This is a genomic window from Corynebacterium sp. HMSC30G07, from assembly GCF_001806945.1.
Taxonomy (GTDB): Bacteria; Actinomycetota; Actinomycetes; order Mycobacteriales; family Mycobacteriaceae; genus Corynebacterium; species Corynebacterium riegelii.
Window position 1 is genome coordinate 157,479 of record NZ_KV786467.1, and the last position, 16,727, is coordinate 174,205.

At 61.1% G+C, this 16,727-nt stretch carries 16 protein-coding genes and 1 tRNA gene; 10 read left to right on the forward strand and 7 right to left on the reverse strand.

Features of this window, described 5'->3' with window-relative positions:
- The first annotated feature begins 87 nt into the window (after window positions 1–87).
- Window positions 88–1,161 carry a magnesium and cobalt transport protein CorA gene (locus HMPREF3104_RS07230; protein ID WP_070494974.1) on the forward strand — a complete coding sequence of 358 codons (1,074 nt, stop codon included), beginning with the start codon at window positions 88–90 and terminating at the stop codon, window positions 1,159–1,161.
- A 9-nt stretch (window positions 1,162–1,170) separates the two neighbouring features.
- On the opposite strand, the gene HMPREF3104_RS07235 is transcribed toward HMPREF3104_RS07230, so the two are convergent.
- On the reverse strand, window positions 1,171–1,554 hold the full coding sequence (locus HMPREF3104_RS07235) for a PaaI family thioesterase (RefSeq protein ID WP_070495010.1): 384 nt from the start codon (window positions 1,552–1,554) through the stop codon (window positions 1,171–1,173).
- A 94-nt stretch (window positions 1,555–1,648) separates the two neighbouring features.
- Between HMPREF3104_RS07235 and gndA the strand changes: the two genes are divergently transcribed.
- From gndA to HMPREF3104_RS07265, 6 genes are read left to right on the forward strand one after another with little or no spacing between them, the layout of a single operon-like run.
- Window positions 1,649–3,121 carry an NADP-dependent phosphogluconate dehydrogenase gene (gene gndA / locus HMPREF3104_RS07240; protein WP_070494975.1) on the forward strand — a complete coding sequence of 491 codons (1,473 nt, stop codon included), beginning with the start codon at window positions 1,649–1,651 and terminating at the stop codon, window positions 3,119–3,121.
- 10 nt (window positions 3,122–3,131) lie between these two features.
- A complete protein-coding gene (locus tag HMPREF3104_RS07245) occupies window positions 3,132–4,430 on the forward strand; it encodes a DEAD/DEAH box helicase (RefSeq protein ID WP_070494976.1) in 1,299 nt (432 codons plus the stop codon).
- Window positions 4,431–4,453: 23 nt separating this feature from the next.
- Entirely contained in the window at window positions 4,454–5,851 is a 1,398-nt protein-coding gene (locus HMPREF3104_RS07250; protein WP_070494977.1) for a hemolysin family protein, read from the forward strand.
- The gene (locus HMPREF3104_RS07255; RefSeq protein ID WP_070494978.1) at window positions 5,848–6,900 is read left to right on the forward strand and encodes a hemolysin family protein; all 1,053 of its coding nucleotides are present in this window, start codon (window positions 5,848–5,850) and stop codon (window positions 6,898–6,900) included. The genes HMPREF3104_RS07250 and HMPREF3104_RS07255 overlap by 4 nt, the downstream gene beginning before the upstream one ends.
- On the forward strand, window positions 6,887–7,726 hold the full coding sequence (locus HMPREF3104_RS07260; RefSeq protein ID WP_070494979.1) for a 3-methyladenine DNA glycosylase: 840 nt from the start codon (window positions 6,887–6,889) through the stop codon (window positions 7,724–7,726). Before HMPREF3104_RS07255 ends, HMPREF3104_RS07260 begins: the two co-directional genes overlap by 14 nt.
- 11 nt (window positions 7,727–7,737) lie before the next feature.
- Complete coding sequence (locus HMPREF3104_RS07265; protein ID WP_070494980.1) at window positions 7,738–9,069, forward strand: VWA domain-containing protein; 1,332 nt, start codon at window positions 7,738–7,740, stop codon at window positions 9,067–9,069.
- An 8-nt stretch (window positions 9,070–9,077) separates the two neighbouring features.
- Here the strand turns inward: HMPREF3104_RS07265 and HMPREF3104_RS07270 are convergent, their stop codons facing one another.
- The 5 genes from HMPREF3104_RS07270 to secA2 form a co-directional block, all read right to left on the reverse strand.
- On the reverse strand, window positions 9,078–9,650 hold the full coding sequence (locus tag HMPREF3104_RS07270) for a MerR family transcriptional regulator (RefSeq protein ID WP_052204372.1): 573 nt from the start codon (window positions 9,648–9,650) through the stop codon (window positions 9,078–9,080).
- A 99-nt stretch (window positions 9,651–9,749) separates the two neighbouring features.
- Entirely contained in the window at window positions 9,750–10,292 is a 543-nt protein-coding gene (locus HMPREF3104_RS07275; RefSeq protein WP_070494981.1) for a bifunctional nuclease domain-containing protein, read from the reverse strand.
- On the reverse strand, window positions 10,292–11,041 hold the full coding sequence (locus HMPREF3104_RS07280; protein ID WP_052204377.1) for a transcriptional regulator FtsR: 750 nt from the start codon (window positions 11,039–11,041) through the stop codon (window positions 10,292–10,294). Before HMPREF3104_RS07280 ends, HMPREF3104_RS07275 begins: the two co-directional genes overlap by 1 nt.
- A gap of 81 nt (window positions 11,042–11,122) precedes the next feature.
- Window positions 11,123–11,554, reverse strand: a complete 432-nt coding sequence (gene odhI / locus HMPREF3104_RS07285) for an oxoglutarate dehydrogenase inhibitor Odhl (protein WP_070494982.1) — start codon at window positions 11,552–11,554, stop codon at window positions 11,123–11,125.
- Between the two features lie 48 nt (window positions 11,555–11,602).
- Window positions 11,603–13,894: an accessory Sec system translocase SecA2 gene (secA2, locus tag HMPREF3104_RS07290; protein ID WP_070494983.1), complete on the reverse strand. Its 2,292-nt coding sequence runs from the start codon at window positions 13,892–13,894 to the stop codon at window positions 11,603–11,605.
- Window positions 13,895–13,978: 84 nt separating this feature from the next.
- On the opposite strand from secA2, the gene HMPREF3104_RS07295 reads away from it, so the two are divergent.
- The 3 genes from HMPREF3104_RS07295 to HMPREF3104_RS07305 all read left to right on the forward strand — a co-directional run bounded on the left by HMPREF3104_RS07295 (window position 13,979) and on the right by HMPREF3104_RS07305 (window position 15,726).
- Entirely contained in the window at window positions 13,979–15,196 is a 1,218-nt protein-coding gene (locus HMPREF3104_RS07295; protein WP_083278987.1) for a bifunctional alpha/beta hydrolase/OsmC family protein, read from the forward strand.
- A 12-nt stretch (window positions 15,197–15,208) separates the two neighbouring features.
- The gene (locus HMPREF3104_RS07300; protein ID WP_246816379.1) at window positions 15,209–15,613 is read left to right on the forward strand and encodes a YchJ family protein; all 405 of its coding nucleotides are present in this window, start codon (window positions 15,209–15,211) and stop codon (window positions 15,611–15,613) included.
- Between the two features lie 39 nt (window positions 15,614–15,652).
- Window positions 15,653–15,726: transfer RNA gene (locus tag HMPREF3104_RS07305), tRNA-Pro, on the forward strand.
- 49 nt (window positions 15,727–15,775) lie between these two features.
- Here HMPREF3104_RS07305 and HMPREF3104_RS07310 read toward each other — a convergent pair.
- Window positions 15,776–16,717, reverse strand: coding sequence for a CE1 family esterase (locus HMPREF3104_RS07310; RefSeq protein WP_141738159.1), 942 nt, complete (start codon window positions 16,715–16,717; stop codon window positions 15,776–15,778).
- Window positions 16,718–16,727: the final 10 nt, after the last annotated feature.

Here is a 16,727-nt window from a genome sequence, read left to right on the forward strand (position 1 = left end):
CGGGGTCTGCGCGTAGTATCACCTATTACGTTGAGAGCGCCTCGGGAGCGCCCTCCCCTTGATCCAATGAAAGGGGGCTTGGAGCCCATGCCGCCACGCATTCCACTTACGCGACCGCGACCGAAAAGACCCGAGCCCCCGTCGAATACACCCATCCGGGTGCCTATTGAGCGCTCGATGGATTTTTGCCGGGTGTTTGTTGACGGCAAGCGTCTGCCCGGCAATATTCGCGTCAACCAAGCGATGGAGATTGTGCAGCAGCACGAGAACGCGTTTGTGTGGTTGTCGCTGAAGTCCCCTACTGAGGATCAGATGGAGCGGCTTGCCGGCATCTTCGATATTGATGACCTGATTGTGGACGATGTGTTGGACGCCCACCAGCGTCCCAAGATCGAACGCTACGACGAGCAGTTGTTTATGGTTGTTCGCTCCGTGCACTACCGCGATGACGAAGAAGTAGCGGACGCCCGTGAGATCATTTCCACTGGCGAGGTGCAGGTGGTTACGGGACCGAATTTTGCGGTAAGCATTCGCCACAACGCACCACTGCCGGATCTGACTGCCCAGCTGGAGGCGGAAGAAGACCTCGTTGTCCTTGGGCCCAGTGCGGTTGCGTGGATTGTGGCGGACTACTTGGTGGACAACTATCTGCGGGTCGCGGAATACCTGAGCCAGGACGTGGATGAGCTGGAAAATGAAGTGTTCACGCCGAAGCGCCAAATTAACATTGACAAGATCTACAGCTACAAGCGTGAGATCTTGGAGATGCGCCACGCAATTGATCCGCTGGCGCCTGCGCTTCGAAACGGCCTGACCAATAACAAAGACATGGTGCGCAAAGCGCTGCGATCCTACTTCCGCGACGTACAGGACAACGCAACAATTGCCTCGGATCGCGTTTCGGGCTTTGATGAGCGTCTGTCTTCCCTGCTGAACGCTTCGGTAGCGAAGGTGAGCATGCAGCAAAACGCCGACATGCGCACGATCTCAGCTGTGGTTGGTATGGCCGCTGTGCCGACACTTATTGCTGGTATTTACGGCATGAACTTTGAGAACATGCCGGAGTTAGGGTGGGCGTTTGGCTACCCAGCCGCACTGTTAGTAATGCTTAGCGCGATGGCGCTGATGTTCTGGTGGTTCCGGAAGAACCACTGGCTCTAGCCTGAGTAGCTAGCCCTTAATCATCAACTTCAGGTTGGTGATTGCCACTAGCTTGTCGTTGTTGCGCATTTCGATGCGCCACAGGTGCGTGGTGCGACCAATGTGAACTGGGATGGCTTCGGCCTCGATGCGACCGGAAGTCACTGGACGAAGAAAATCCGTGTTGTTGTTCATACCCACGGCTGCTTTTTGGCTGGTGAACATGGCTGCAAGGCTGCCCAGCGTCTCGCCGATGGCTGCGTAGACGCCGCCGTTGACAATGCCTGCCGGTTGGAGGTGCTCAGGGCCCACGTCGATGTGGGCTTTGATCTCTTCTTCGGAGCAAGCGGTGACTTCCATGCCGATGGTTTGGGCGAATCCGGTATTCATGCGGTTGATCTCTGCAATTTCCATGCCGGTCACTATACGTATGGTGTTGGGGTTTGTGGGCTAGTCGGAAACTAATCCGAGACGCAGTTGCCCAACGCGGCCACGTACACTGTGCTGCATGACTACCCCACTTGCTTCGGATACTTCCCTTGCTCAGATCGGCGTTGTTGGTATGGCTGTGATGGGCTCCAACCTGGCGCGTAACTTCGCATCCAAGGGCCACACTGTGGCTATTTATAACCGCTCGCCGGAGAAGACCCGCGCGGTGGTTGCGGAGTTTGGCCATGAGGGCAACTTCATTCCGGCTGAGACGATCGAGGAGTTTGTGGCCTCGCTTGAGCGTCCTCGTAAGGCGATCATCATGGTGCAGGCGGGTGCCGCGACGGATGCTGTGATCGCGCAGCTGGTTGAGGCGATGGATGAGGGTGACATCATCATTGACGGCGGTAATGCCCTGTTCACGGACACGATCCGTCGTGAGCGGGAGGTTGCTGCCACGGGCCGTCACTTTGTGGGCGCCGGTATTTCTGGTGGTGAGGAAGGTGCGTTGCGTGGGCCGTCAATTATGCCGGGCGGTCCTGCGGAGTCTTGGGAGACCTTGGGTCCGCTGCTGGAGGATATTTCGGCGAAGGTGGACGGCACACCGTGTGTGACTCACATCGGACCGGATGGCGCCGGCCACTTTGTGAAGATGGTGCACAACGGCATTGAGTACGCGGATATGCAGGTTATTGGTGAGGCTTACCATTTGCTGCGTTACGCTGCCGGGCTGGAGCCTGCGGAGATCGCGGACATTTTCACGGAGTGGAACAAGGGTGATCTGGATTCCTACCTGATTGAGATCACCGCTGAGGTGCTGCGCCAGGTGGATGCGCGTACCGGCAAGCCGTTCATTGACATCATTGTGGACGCCGCTGGCCAAAAGGGCACCGGCCGTTGGACGGTGAAAGAAGCGCTTGACCTGGGCGTGCCGGTGACCGGTATTGGTGAGGCTGTGTTTGCCCGCGCCTTGTCTTCAGCGCTCGCGCAGCGTGAGGCGGCCCAGAGCGCGATCCTGCCTGCGGGCGATGTGACCACGCTTGAGGCACTGGGAGTGTCGCGCGAGGAGTTTGTGGAGGATGTACGCCGCGCCCTGTACGCCTCCAAGTTGGTGGCGTACGCCCAGGGCTTCGATGAGATCAACGCGGGCTCCCAGGAGTACAACTGGGGCATCAAGCCGGGCGATCTGGCTCGTATCTGGCGTGGCGGCTGCATCATTCGCGCGCAGTTCCTTAACCGCATCACTGAGGCCTATGAGCGCGACCCGGAGCTTGCCTCCCTGTTGCTTGATCCGTACTTCAAGGGTGAGCTGGAAAAGGGGCTTGTTGATGCTTGGCGACGCATCGTGGTCACCGCCACCCGCCTCGGCCTGCCCGTGCCCGTGTTCGCGTCTTCCCTGTCCTACTACGATTCGCTGCGCTCCAAGCGCCTGCCGGCGGCACTGATTCAGGGCCAGCGCGACTTCTTCGGCGCGCACACCTACCGCCGTGTGGATATGGAGGGCACGTTCCATACCGCGTGGTCGGGTGACCGCGAAGAGTTGTCCTACTAGAATCTTTCGGATGACTTCTTTCGCCGACCTCGGCCTGCCCCGCGACATTGTCCGTGTCCTGCACAAACAGGGCATCACGGATGCCTTCCCCATCCAGCAGGCGGCGATCCCGGACGTGCTTGCGGGCAAGGACGTGCTTGGCCGCGGGCCGACTGGTTCCGGCAAGACGTTTACGTTTGGGTTGCCGATGGCGGCGAGGTTGGAAGGCGCGCCGTCGAAAAGCGGAAAGCCCCGAGGTCTTATTTTGGCACCGACGCGTGAGCTGGCCACCCAGATCCGGGAGCGGCTGGAGGAGCCAGCAGGCGCGCTTGGGCTGCGGGTGATTGAGGTTGTCGGTGGCGTGAATATCAACCACCACATCCGTGCGCTCGCCGCCCCGGTAGATATTTTGGTGGCCACCCCGGGCCGCGCCCAGGACCTGGTCAACCAGGGTTATCTACACCTGGATCGAGTGGAGATCACCGCGCTTGATGAGGCCGACCAGATGGCAGACATGGGTTTCATCCCACAGGTACGCAAACTGCTGGACATGACGCCTAGCGGCGGGCAGCGCCTGCTGTTTTCCGCGACTCTGGACGGGGACGTGGACAAGCTGGTCAAGCGCTACATGCACTGCCCTGTCACCCATTCCACCGCCCCGGTTGAGGCTGCAGTGGACACGATGGAGCACTACCGGCTGCTGGTTGGCAACCGGGACACGCGCGCCGAGATTGTCACGCAGATCGCAGCGCGTAAAGGTAAGACGATCATGTTCATGCGCACCAAGCACGGCGTGGACAGGCAAGTAAAGAAGTTGCGCCGCGTTGGCATCCACGCCCAAGGGCTGCACGGCGATAAAGGCCAGGGCGCACGCACCCGCGCAATCGAGGGGTTTACGGACGGCTCGACGCCCGTGCTGGTGGCCACCGATATTGCGGCGCGAGGTATCGATATTGATGACGTCTCGTTGGTCGTCCACATCGACCCACCCGCCGAGCACAAGGCGTACCTGCACCGCGCAGGGCGCACCGCCCGCGCCGGAACCACGGGCACGGTAGTGACGTTGGTGATGGATGAGCAGCGCAAAGAGGTTGCAACGCTGCTGAAGAAGGCGGGTGTGGACGCGCCGGAGGTCCAAGTACAGCCGCTGAGCCCCGAGCTGATTAAAATTACTGGGGCAACAAAGCCTGAAGGGCAACCTTTGCCACCGCCGGGACAGCCGCAGCGTGCTGCAGCCCCCGCACGGTCTTCAGGCAAACCGCAACACAACCGGCGCCGAAACAACCAGCGTCGCACCAACCAGCAACGCAGGAGGAGACACTCACGCTAAAGCGCTCGCGCTAGCACCACACCATGGACATATTCATATCCATCCTCGCCCTTATCGGGTTTCTGCTTCTCACCGCATCCACGGGCTTGTTCGTGGCTATCGAGTTCGCCATGACGGGCCTTGAGCGCTCCACTATTGAGGCGCACGTGCGGGAAAAGGGCGACGCCCGGGCGCGCGCAGTGGCGCGCAGCCATAGCAACCTGTCTTTCGTGTTGTCCGGCGCGCAGCTGGGCATCACGCTGACCACGCTGGCCGCTGGCTTCTTGGCAGAGCCCGTACTCGGCCAGTATTTCACTCCCCTCCTTCAGTTAGTGGGCTTGAGCGAAAGCGCCTCGCGCCCCGTTGCCCTGGTGCTTGCGCTTGTAGTGGCCACGGTGCTTTCCATGGTGTTCGGCGAGCTTGTACCGAAGAACATCGCAATCACAGAGCCGCTGCACACCGCTCGTTTCGTCGTTCCGCCGGTGAATGCGTTTAACGCGGTGTTCAAGTGGTTTATCAAGGCGATGAACTCCTCCGCTAACTGGATTGTGCGCAAGATGGGTATTGAGCCGGCGGATGAGTTGGCGTCGGCACGCTCGGGCCAGGAGCTTGGCGCAATGGTGCGCAACTCGGCTGAGGCAGGCGGCCTGGACGCGGACACGGCTGCCGTGATTGACCGCTCGCTGCGCTTCGGCGAGACCACTGCAGAAGAGGTGATGACGCCGCGTTCCACCATCGAAGCGCTGGACGCGGAGGACACCGTAGCGGATCTCATCGCGCTTGCGCAGGAGTCCGGCCACTCGCGTTTCCCGGTACGCCGAGGCGATCTGGACGACACGATTGGCGTGGTCCACATCAAGGACGCATTCAACGTTCCGCGTGAGGCGCGCAGTACCACCAAGCTTGCCTCCATGGCACGCCCAGTGCCGTTTGTGCCGGGCACACTCGATGGAGATGCAGTGCTCAACCGCGTGCGCTCCGCCGGCTCCCAGGTTGTGCTGGTGGCCGATGAGTACGGCGGTACCCAAGGCCTTGTGACCATTGAGGACGTGGTTGAGGAAATCCTCGGCGAGGTGTACGACGAGTACGACGACGTAGAATCCGAGCGCGACTTCCAACGCTTCGGCACCTCCTGGGAGGTTGCGGGCCTTGTGCGTCTTGATGAGCTCACGCAGAAAACCGGCTACGCCGCCCCGGACGGGCCTTATGAAACGCTTGGTGGCCTGATCATGTCGGCGCTTGGTCGGATTCCGCAGGTGGGCGACAAGGTTGTGCTGCCGCAGTTTACGGCGACGAGCTTTCAGGAGGAGCTGGAGACCGTCAGGGACGGCTTCTGGCTGGCTCGCGTGACGGTGATGGATGATCGCCGCGTGGAGCGCGCCATCTTGTCCCCCGTTACGCCGGAGCAAGCCGCAGCGTTACAGGAAGGCGGTGCGTTGTGAGCATTGTGACTGCAGTTTTGCTTATTGTCGTCCTCCTGTTGGCGAATGCGTTCTTCGTCGCGGCGGAGTTTGCACTGGTGTCTTCGCGCCGTGACCGTCTTGAGTCACTCTTGGCCCAGGGCAAGAAGGAAGCCAAGGGCGTGCTTTACGCCACGGAGCACCTCTCTATCTACTTGGCTGGTGCGCAGTTTGGTATCACGGTGGCGTCACTGATTCTGGGTAAGGTGGCCGAGCCTGCGATTGCCCATTACATTGAGGTGCCGTTTGCCTCGACAAGTCTGCCGCCGGAGCTGTTGCACCCCATCAGCTTTGTCATCGCACTAATCATCATCTCGTTCCTGCACATTTTGTTGGGTGAGATGGTGCCCAAGAACATTGCCATTGCGGGCCCGGAGAAGACCGCGATGCTACTGGTGCCGGCCTTTTCGGTGTGGATGCGCCTGACGCGCCCGCTGCTAGAGGCGATGAACTGGGTGGCTCGTAAGACGTTGCTAGCCTTCGGTATTGAACAACGCGATGAACTGGAATCCACGGTGGACCAGGAGCAGCTGGCCACCATGATCCGTGAGTCCAACGAGGAAGGCTTGCTGGATGCGGAGGAGACGCGTCGTTTGGCCAACGCCCTGCGTACGGAGTCTCGCAGTGTCACTGAGGTGATGATCCCGTTGGATGAGGTGCGCACCCTTGCGTACCACCCGCGCGGCATTCGCCTTGATGAGATCGAAGAGGCAGTACGTGAGACTGGCTTTTCGCGTTATCCCGTTGAGCGCGCGCCGGGCGTGTTGGTTGGCTATGTGCATGTGAAGGACATTTTGGATTTCCTTGCGGCGGAGGATGATCGTGCGCTTGTGCCGGTCAGCCGTATTCGTCCGTTGAGCATTGTGGATGGCTCGCAGTCCCTGGATGATGCGTTGACAAGTATGCACCGTCGTTCGGCGCATATGGCGCAGGTGCGTGTGGATGGTGAGCTGGTGGGTGTCGCCGCACTCGAGGACATCATTGAGGAGTACGTGGGTACCGTGACCGACTGGACGCATGAAGACGATTAGTCTTCCCCCGCAGGTCTGGCAGGCACGTCAGGCGGCTCATCTGGAGCGTGCCAGCCGCTATACGGTCCCGCATCGCCAGCGCCGCACTCGTGGTGAGAAGCACCCTGTGTGGGATTTCCTCTTTGAGTACTATCCGGTGCGGGCCAGCCAGCTTGAGCGGTGGCATCCGGGGTTGGGCATTCTGCTTATCGACGCCCCAGATAACGCCTCCTTCAACCCCACCGAATTCCTGGCCAAACGCGGTAACGACATGCAGCGTATCCGCGAACTGTTGCGGGCAACGCAGCAGCGCTCGCCACACTTTGACTGCTTTGGCATGCATGAGTGGGCGATGGTTTACCGGGATACGCCGCGCCATGATTTGCCGCTGCGCCTTGGTCCTGAAGGCACCGATGCGGTGGTTGAGGCACACCAGGTCAAGTGCAGCCACTTTGATGCGTACCGTTTCTTCACGCCTGCCGCCAAGCCGTTGAACGTGACGGTGCTGACGCGTGAGGGGCAGGTTGCTAACGATCAGGCTGGATGCGTGCATGTGTCTATGGATTTGTACAAGTGGGCGGCGAAGATGGGCCCGGTTGTCCCAGGTGAGCTGCTGCTGGATGCCTTTGAGTTGGCGGTAAAGGCTCGTACGTTGGATATGGAGGCCTCCCCCTATGACTGCCGCGGGTTGGGCTTTGGCGTTGTCCCGGTTGAGACGCCGGAGGGCAAAGCGCAGTACGTGGCGCGGCAACGAGCACTTGCCGCAGAGGCTGCGCCGATTCGGGCGCAACTTCTCGCGTTGTTGGATGCCCTGTTGGTCGATGATTCTGCTGAGGTTGCGGACTAGGATTGGCCCCTATGGGTCGGCATTCCAACGGTAAGAACAACTACTCTCTTTCGGGCGGGGCGATCGCGGCGCTGTGCGCGGTGTTGGCCCTCACTGGCGGTGTGGTGTGGTCTGTGAGCCAGCGCGGTGACGAAAGCGAGACGACTGCGCAGGAGAAACCCTGTGTGCTTGGTGAGCTCGCGTTGCCGGTAGCCACAAGCAATGAGCAGATCGCCCAGGAGCTCATCGGCGCCTACGCGGCATCGAAGCCGGTAGTGCGTGAGCACTGCATCTTGCCGGTGATTACGGACAAGATTGCGGACGCTGCGGTGTACCTCGCCCCAGCAACGTCCATTACGCAGGAGGAGTTGAGTCGCGCGCAGCGTTCTTCGGCGGTTGCGGAGCCGGCCGTTGTGTATGTGGACCAGGTTGGTGTTGCGGGCAAGGGTGAGGTTTCGTTGAACAATGTCCGCTTCCCCACCAACACTCCGGAGGCAAATGCGGTTGTGGCTTTCCTGCTTGCGGACGGCCCCGCGCAAGCCGTCCATGCACTTACCGAGCAAGCCGTCGATGGTGAGGCACCTGCTGATGGGTTGACGGTGGCATCCGCAAGCCAGAAGGCGGAAGACTTCCAGGCGCTCGACGGTGCCGTGGAGTATGCCGCGATCCCGCTGAACAGTACTAACACGGTGGATGAGAACCAGGCGCGTGCAGGCCAGGATTTCGCACGTTTCGCCGCCGAGCGCGTGTCGGCTGCTGAGGTTTCGCAGCCGCTGATCCCGGAAACCGTGTGGGCGGCGGCGTTGCCGGATGGTGGCGCGGCACTGACTAGTGAGGGCCGAAACACCCTGTTTGTCCTGGATACTTCGGACGCAATGACACCGTTTATGGCCCAGGCTCAGGAGGCGGTCGATCAGGCGGCACGTGACGTCCAGGCTGACGGCCACGAGGTAGCGCTGTGGAACTACTCCTCCCCGTTAAGCCCCGGGGTGACGCAGGGCTACCGCCATAACGTTGATATGACGCCTGACGCTGAGTACATCGCTGATGTTGTGGGCAGGTTGGGCACGGGTGGTGTGCCGCAGACCCGCGAGGCGGTCAGTGCCGCGGTGGCCGAGATGGCGCAGCGTGAGGAACCCGTACGCGTCGTGTTGATCACCACCGGCACCGCCGACGCCAACGGCGACCCGGCAGCCGACGAGGCGTTTGTAAACCAGATCCGTCAGCTCGCTGGTGACAAGGTTGAGGTCATTGGCGTGCACGTCGGTACGCAGGAGCCCGATGCGGCGGTCAAGGAGGTCGCCAGCACGTGGATTGAAGCAGAAAACCTCCCGCAGGCAGTGCGGGAGGCAGCGGGAGCGTAAACGAGCGTCTAAGAGGTCTTGCGCTGGCGGCGTGCCGCCAGTTCATCGATGCCGACGACGTTGTCCGGCTCAGCGTCCTCAACAACACGCTCGGACGGGAACGCGGAGATAGTACCGGTCAGATCCTTCATGATCTGCGGCACGGCGATGCCAAACACGCCCTGGCCGCCGTTGAGCAGGTCGATGATTTCTTCGTTGCTGCGGCACTCGTAGACCGTCGCACCATCAGACACCAGGGTGATCTCGGCGATGTCGTTCACACCGCGGTCACGCAGCTTGTCCACCGCCAAGCGGATGTTCTGCAGCGAGATACCGGTATCCAGCAGGCCCTTGACAATCTTGAGCACCAGGATGTCCTTGAAGGAATACAGACGCTGGGAGCCGGATCCCTTCGCACCGCGGATGGACGGGCGCACCAGGTTGGTGCGTGCCCAGTAGTCAAGCTGGCGGTAGGTAATGCCCGCAACTTGGCATGCGATTGGCACGCGGTAGCCAACTTCATCGGACGGGCCGATGTCGAAGAGGGACTCCTGGACCGAAGCTTCGGCGAAGTCGGCGGTTTCAACGTCGTTCGTGCTCATGTAATTACTCCCATGGTGTTTGCCATAAGGCCTCGTGCTAATTAAATGTCAGCCTAGGCTTAACGTCAAGTGTCACATGCGCAACACGCCGCACAAGTCTCAAGAAGAACTTGAGGGTTGGTCCCCCTCGTTACCCCCGTCTCCCCCATCGAGACCGAGCTCGCGCATAAACTCCTCAAACTCGCCCTCGATCTCCGCCTGGTCAAGTTCGTCTTCCAAATCCAGGTCGAACAGTTCCTTCGCTGTCGCCGGATTCAAATGCATGGACGCCTGCTGCAGCACTGACTCCTCAACAAGAATCTGCGTATCCGAAGCCACGGCGAGCAGTAACGCGTCGGAGGTGCGCATGTCGATTGTCGTGCCGTCTGCAAGCGAAAGCTCCGAGATGAACACACCCTGGTAATAGCTGGTCACCGCAATGGTGTTGATGCCTGTGGTGGCGCGGGTGATTAACTCCGTCATGGCGTCATGCACACTCGGACGGCGGCGCGCCTCCCCCTCGATGGCGGCGGCAAGTGCCGCGCCGTCTGCGAGCGAGAGCCACACTGGAACGTAGCGCTGCTCTTCTTCCCACTCCAACAACGCGCAGAGGAACTCTTCGGGGCCAATTGCGTAGACCCCGACAAGGTTGACGGCAATCACTAGCGCGCCCGCTGCTGGCGCAGCTCCGCCTGCACCAAGGATGAGCTAAGCGTGGCCATGACCGCTGCCATCTGGTGCGCCATCTCCTCAGCCTCCTGCGAGCCGGAGGCCTTACCGGACTTCGCAAGCGGCTCAGTGACCTGGTGAATCAGGTCCGCCTGACGGGAGGCAGCCGTACGCAAGGTCTTCAGGTGTCGAACGTCCAGCCCGTAGCCGTCGAGTGTGAGCGCTGCGGTGACAATGCGTACGTCGTCTTCACCAAACAGGCCGGCTGCACTTGGCGCAATGAGGCCCGCGCGGATCAGCTCGTCCACAAATTCTTGGGGGGCGGAGGCTTTGGTGGCCACATCAACGTCGCTAAACAGGTTGGGCCCCGAAGAACGCAATGTCGGTGCCGGTTCAGCCTCAGCAACAGCCGCAACCGGAGCCACCGAACCCGCATCCATCGCTTCGAGCTGCTCACGGATCACCTTCAGCGGCAGGTAGTTATCACGCTGGGTGATCAGGATGAAGCGAAGACGCTCCACGTCCTCATCTGTGAAACGGCGGTAGCCGGAAGCCGTACGCTGCGGGGTAATCAGCCCTTCGGACTCAAGGAAACGAATCTTGGACACCGTAACGTCCGGAAACTCCGTGCGCAGGCGTTCCAGCACGACGCCAATGGACATCGTCTTCGCAGTCTTCGCAGTCTTCGCAGCCTTAGCAGTCCCAGCGCGGGTCTGCGGGGAGGTCTTCGGGATGGCGCTCACTGGATGCTCAATCTTTCCTCGAGGTTGAAGGTTGGTCTGAAAAAATTTCGCCTCTGCGCACCAGAGGCGAAGCGTGTGGTCTTAGCTCTCGCTGACGATAAACACCAGGCGGAACTTACCAATCTGAATCTCATCACCGTTGGACAAGGATTCAGAGTTACGCGGCTCACGGTTGACGTAGGTGCCGTTGAGCGAGCCCACATCCACTACCTCATAACCGTCCTCCGTGCGGCGGAACTCGGCGTGACGGCGAGAAACCGTCACATCATCAAGAAAGATGTCCGCCTCAGGGTGGCGGCCAGCAGGGGTGCAATCCTGATCCAGCAGGAAGCGCGCACCCGCGTTCGGGCCACGCTTGACCACGAGAAGTGCAGCGCCCTCTGGCAGATTCTCGGCGCCGGGAGCGGAGTCCGGAGCAGGTGCTGCACCGTTCTCCATTTCCTTCAGCAGGTCTGCGCGGAAAACCGAGGTCGTCTCAACCTGGGCCTGCGGGGTTGCAGTGTTCTCGCTCATTGGAGCCTCCAAAAAATCGGAAGTAAGAAAAATAAGTCGCGGTTTATCTTAGCGGAAGATGTTGCCAATGCCGGAGATAACCGAATTTCCGGACCCAGCCAGGGGGTTATCAGACACCATGTAGGTCCACGTAGAGCTTGGACGCTTCCACCCGGCATCCGCCAAGTGTGCGCCTTCTTCATCAATAGTCACGGATCCGAAAGTCTCCACAGCCTTATCAACCGCGCGGTTGGCAAGGTCCTTGAATTCGCGAACGGCAATGCGGTGATACTCATCAATCGGGGTTTCGCGGGCAATGGCGCGAAGGTGGATGGATTCACGTACGTCATCCATCAGCGCGAGGTGCTCCGACCACTCATGATCCAGGTGGAACAGCATGATGTCGCGTGCTGCTTGCTCCTTGGTATCCGCCGGAAGGTGCTCCAGTTCCGCGGCGCGTTGCGGGTTGCGCTCAGACAGTTCCCGCCAGGCCGTGTCGGTGTCCAGAAGCGCCGCGCGACGCTCATCCAAGATGTCACGGTGATCCGCCAGGAGCTTGTTGTACTTCCAGGTCTGCGAGTGGATTTCCAAAAGCTGGCCCTCGGTCACACGCTGGCAGTGCTCAATGAACTGCTGGATGCGGCCGGATTCGATGCGGCCGTCTTCCGCGGGGTGCGCAGTGACCTGCTCGTCGGCGCCGCCGACGTTCACAATGTCGTCTTCAAGCGAGACGAAAAACAGGCTCAAGCCTGGATCTCCTTGTCGGCCCGCGCGGCCGCGCAGCTGGTTATCTAGGCGGGCCGTGCGGTGTCGTGCAGTGCCAATAACTGCCAAGCCGCCAAGCCGCGCCACCTCGTCGTGGTCGCGCTCATCTGCTCCGCCGAGGCGAATATCGGTACCACGGCCAGCCATCTGCGTGGACACAGTCACACGCCCCGTATCACCGGCTTCAGCAATGATGCGCGCCTCTTCAGCGTCGTTTTTCGCGTTCAACACGTTGACAGCGATGCCGCGCGCCTCAAGAGCCTCGGCGAGTTCCTCGGACTCCGCAACGTCGTGCGTACCAACCAGCACCGGCTGGCCGGTTTCGTGGATATGCGCGATCTCTTCCACGATTGCCGCGTTCTTTTCCGCCATGGTGGCGTAGATGCGATCCGCCTCATCAAAACGCGCAAGCTCGTTTGCCCGGTCGATCACGGACACGTGCAACCCGTAGAAGGAACGCAGCTGGTCAGTGGCCTCAACTGCGGTACCAGTCATGCCGCACACCACCGGGTAGCGGCGCATCAGCGCCTGCAAGGTAATCGAGTCCAGAATGCGACCACCCTCGGACACATCCAGGCCTTCCTTGGATTCCACCGCCGCCTGCAGGCCGTCGGGCCAGCGCTGCAGCTCGGCGACGCGGCCACGCGAAGCATCCACAAGCGCCACCTTGCCATCAGCAACGATGTAGTGGACGTCTCGGATCAGAAGCGCCTTGGCGTGCAGCGCCAGGTTCACCCGTACCAGGGTGGTGCCAATGTGCTCATCCGAATACAGCGAGTCAATGCCCAGGAGCTTTTCCACCTTGGCCGCGCCCTCGTCGGTCAAAAACACGTTGCGGCCATCAGAGTCGATGGTGTAGTCCTTCTCCTCCTCCAGCTGCGACACTGCGGCTGTGATCTGGCCGGTCGCCTGCTTGGTGCCCTCAGAACCAGCGAGGACTAATGGCACCAGCGCTTCATCCACAAGCACGGAGTCCGCTTCATCCACCAGCGCTACATCGGCATCCAGCTGCACCGTTTGGGAGCGGTGCGTGATCTGGTTGTCCCGCAGGTGGTCGAAGCCAATCTCAGTCACAGGCGCGTAAATCACATCACACGCGTACGCCGCCACGCGCTCTGCACGCGTCGAGGATTCCGTCACTGGCGCAACCGTCAGTCCGAAAAACTCCACCAGCGGACGCATCCACTCAGCATCACGGCCCGCCAGATAATTATTCACGGTGATTACATGCACCCGTTTGCCGGTCAGCGCGTAGCCCGTCGCCGCCATAGCCCCCACCAGCGTCTTGCCCTCACCGGTAGCCATCTGGATCACATCGCCCTCAAGCAGACGCAGCACAGCTTGGTTCTGCACCTCAAACGGCGTCATGCCCAGCGTGCGCTGAGAGGCCACCGACAAGCCCGCCAAAAACCGGGCTTTATCAGCAATCTCGCCGCCCGCTACGGTGGAGCGCACGGTGGAGGCCAACGCAGCGTCGTCAAGCAGGGAAAGCTCCTCGATCAACCCTTGAGCCGCAGCGACAACCCCCTTGGACTTCTTGTTGTTGCGCTCGGAGGTAGACCCCATGGCCTTCCAGAACCAATCAAATGCGCCCATGTGGAAATGCGTCCTTCCTTTCAGTGTTCTGCCCATGGTAAGTCCACCCGACACCAAACCTGCAACGTGCTTTACTGTGTACCCATGCAGTCATTGAACGTCACCGTGCCATCCTCAACCGGTACGCCGCTGGCAGCCACCATCGACCGGCCCGATGCCCCTGCGCAGGCATACGCGATTTTTGCCCACTGCTTCGCAGGTTCACGCCACACCCCCGGAGCGTCACGCATCTCTAAACGCTTGACGGAACACGGCATTGCCACGCTGCGTTTTGATTTCCCGGGCCTCGGCCAGTCCGGCGGTGAGTTCAAAGACACCAGTTTCAGCCAAAACGTCGACGACATTGTGGCAGTGGCGCAATGGATGGAAGAGAACTTCACCGCCCCACAGCTGATCATGGGCCACTCCCTGGGTGGTGCGGCGACACTGAAGGCGGCAACCCGCCCGGAGCTGAAGCACATGATCAAGGCCGTGGCCACCGTCGGTGCACCCTTTGACCCGGCGCACTCCGTGCTCCACTACGCAGACAAGATCGGTGAAGCCGACGCGAACGGCTCCGTACCCGTCATCCTGGGCGGGCGCGAGCTGATCATCTCTCGCGAGTTTCTGGAGGACCTCGCGGTGACCAACCCGGAAGCCTACCTGCCGCTGCTACGGAAGCCGCTCTTGTTAGTCCACTCCCCGATTGACGTGACTGTGGGCATTGACAACGCCCAGACCATCTTCCGTCTCACCCGCTACCCCAAGTCCCTCATGGCCCTGGACAAGGCGGACCACCTGCTCACCCGCCAGGGCACCGCGCAGCGCGCCGCCGACATCATCGGCTCCTGGGCTAAGCAGTACATCGTGCCCGAGTTCACGCCGGAGGAAACGGGTGACTCCAACGCGATCTCCTATACCGCCCGCGGCACCAAATACGGCGACGTGGTGCGCACCTCCGGCCGTGCGATCACCACGGACCGCGCCAAGAACTCCGGTGGTAAGGGCCAAGGCGTAACGTCTACCGGCCTGTACATGTCCGCACTTGCTGTCAGCTGCTCCCAGGCCATCCGGGAGGCAGCCAAGGGCATGCAGCTTGACGACGTCCGCGTGGAAATCACCCACAACGGCACCGGCGGATTTACCCGCGAAATCACCCTCTACGGTGACCTGACGGACGACCAGGCTGAGACCTTGCGTGCCGCAGGTGCCGCGTCCACCGTGGACGGCTACGTGGCCAAGAATCAGCTGGAGACCGTGGTGCGCAAGGCCACCGTTGCAGAGCGCCGCGCCCAGGCCAAAGCGGCCAAGGCCATCAAGTAGGGGACGCTTATCGTGCTAAACCCCAACCAGTCGTGCCCCTGCCGCTCGAATCTGCGCTACGCCGACTGCTGTGGGCGCTACCACGCAGGCGAGACAACCCCGGCGACTGCGGAGGCGCTCATGCGCTCGCGCTACAGCGCCTTCGTTGTCGGCGACGAGGCCTATATCCGCAGCACCTGGGCCGAGGAAACACTGCCCGCTGACCTAAGCATCAACCCCGATGGCGAGCCCTACACGAACCTGGAGATCCTTGGAACCAGCGGCGGCGGCCCCTTTGACAAGGACGGCGCCGTTACGTTTGCAGCCACCCACGCAAGCGGCATCCAATGCGAATACTCCACGTTTGAACGCCGCGCCGGGCGCTGGGTGTACGTGTGCGGCCTGCCCGCCCCACCTGCCGGTTTCATTCCACGATGACAGTGCTGTAATCTTTCGGTGTTGCCCTTTTGGCAACATCGGGCTGTGGCGCAGTTTGGTAGCGCACCACACTGGGGGTGTGGGGGTCGCAGGTTCAAATCCTGTCAGTCCGACAAGGCAAACAAAAACCCCGGCGTGAGCTGGGGTTTTTGTTTTTTGACTCTAGCGCAGGCCGACTCCGAAGAAGTGCAGAATCTGGCGCGTGGCAAACCCGATGGACACCGTAGCCGAGGTGTCTTTGATGGACCCCGGCCACACGTGCGGCCCACCCTCAATGCGGTAGTGCGTGACAGCGGCGTCACACCCGGTCCAGCGGTACTCCTCAATGGTTGGCGAGACGGCGCTGATGGCCGGTTCAGCGTCGCAGCGGCTGCGGCGTGCGGCGTCCTCCATCAGCTCCGCGCTCGACCCGTAGACAGTGCTGTGGCGCTCTCCCCCCGCGTAATTGATCACCGCATCATGCGTGCCGTGGAAATCCACGTGCTTCATCGGAATCGCGGAGCACCCCGCAGACACCTTCTCATAGAACGCGCCGGCCACCGTTGCCACCGCGGTAAACGCCTGGGGGCGTTGGCAACCCACATACGCGGCGAACCCACCGCCGTTGGATAGACCCGCGGCAAACACACGCGCGCGGTCCACAGCGAATTCATTGATCAGTTGGTCATACACCGCGTCCACGTACGCCAAGTCCTGCTCGCCAGTAGTCACCGCATACGGTGCTGGCGCCCAGGCTTTGTCAATGCCTTCCATGTACACCACGATCGCGTCGGCTGAATCCAGCCCTGAGTATTCGCGGATGGTCTCAGCGCTCTCTTTATACCCGTGGAACACGAAGATCACGGGAAGTCTGGAGCGCTCATGCGCACCCGGGGGCAGCGACATGATGTAGTTGCGCTCAAATCCAGCCGCCGTCACCGAGCGAGTACCTGCGCTTGCCGGACTCCACGGCTGCGCCACGTCCATAGGGTCGGCGGTTTCGACTTTGGTGAGGGTTGGTGGGGTGTGCGTTGGATCGTCGTGAAGCAGGGGCGAACATGCACTAATACCCGCCGCGAGCATCAAGGCCATCGCGGCGGCTGCAACTCTTTTTGCCCCGCGCACGGGTGGAAAG

Coding starts and splice junctions, on each gene's coding strand:
- HMPREF3104_RS07230 (WP_070494974.1), top strand. CDS start 88: ATGCCGCCACGCATTCCACTTACGCGACCGCGACCGAAAAGACCCGAG.
- HMPREF3104_RS07235 (WP_070495010.1), bottom strand. CDS start 1,554: ATGGAAATTGCAGAGATCAACCGCATGAATACCGGATTCGCCCAAACC.
- gndA (WP_070494975.1), top strand. CDS start 1,649: ATGACTACCCCACTTGCTTCGGATACTTCCCTTGCTCAGATCGGCGTT.
- HMPREF3104_RS07245 (WP_070494976.1), top strand. CDS start 3,132: ATGACTTCTTTCGCCGACCTCGGCCTGCCCCGCGACATTGTCCGTGTC.
- HMPREF3104_RS07250 (WP_070494977.1), top strand. CDS start 4,454: ATGGACATATTCATATCCATCCTCGCCCTTATCGGGTTTCTGCTTCTC.
- HMPREF3104_RS07260 (WP_070494979.1), top strand. CDS start 6,887: ATGAAGACGATTAGTCTTCCCCCGCAGGTCTGGCAGGCACGTCAGGCG.
- HMPREF3104_RS07265 (WP_070494980.1), top strand. CDS start 7,738: ATGGGTCGGCATTCCAACGGTAAGAACAACTACTCTCTTTCGGGCGGG.
- HMPREF3104_RS07270 (WP_052204372.1), bottom strand. CDS start 9,650: ATGAGCACGAACGACGTTGAAACCGCCGACTTCGCCGAAGCTTCGGTC.
- odhI (WP_070494982.1), bottom strand. CDS start 11,554: ATGAGCGAGAACACTGCAACCCCGCAGGCCCAGGTTGAGACGACCTCG.
- secA2 (WP_070494983.1), bottom strand. CDS start 13,894: ATGGGCGCATTTGATTGGTTCTGGAAGGCCATGGGGTCTACCTCCGAG.
- HMPREF3104_RS07295 (WP_083278987.1), top strand. CDS start 13,979: ATGCAGTCATTGAACGTCACCGTGCCATCCTCAACCGGTACGCCGCTG.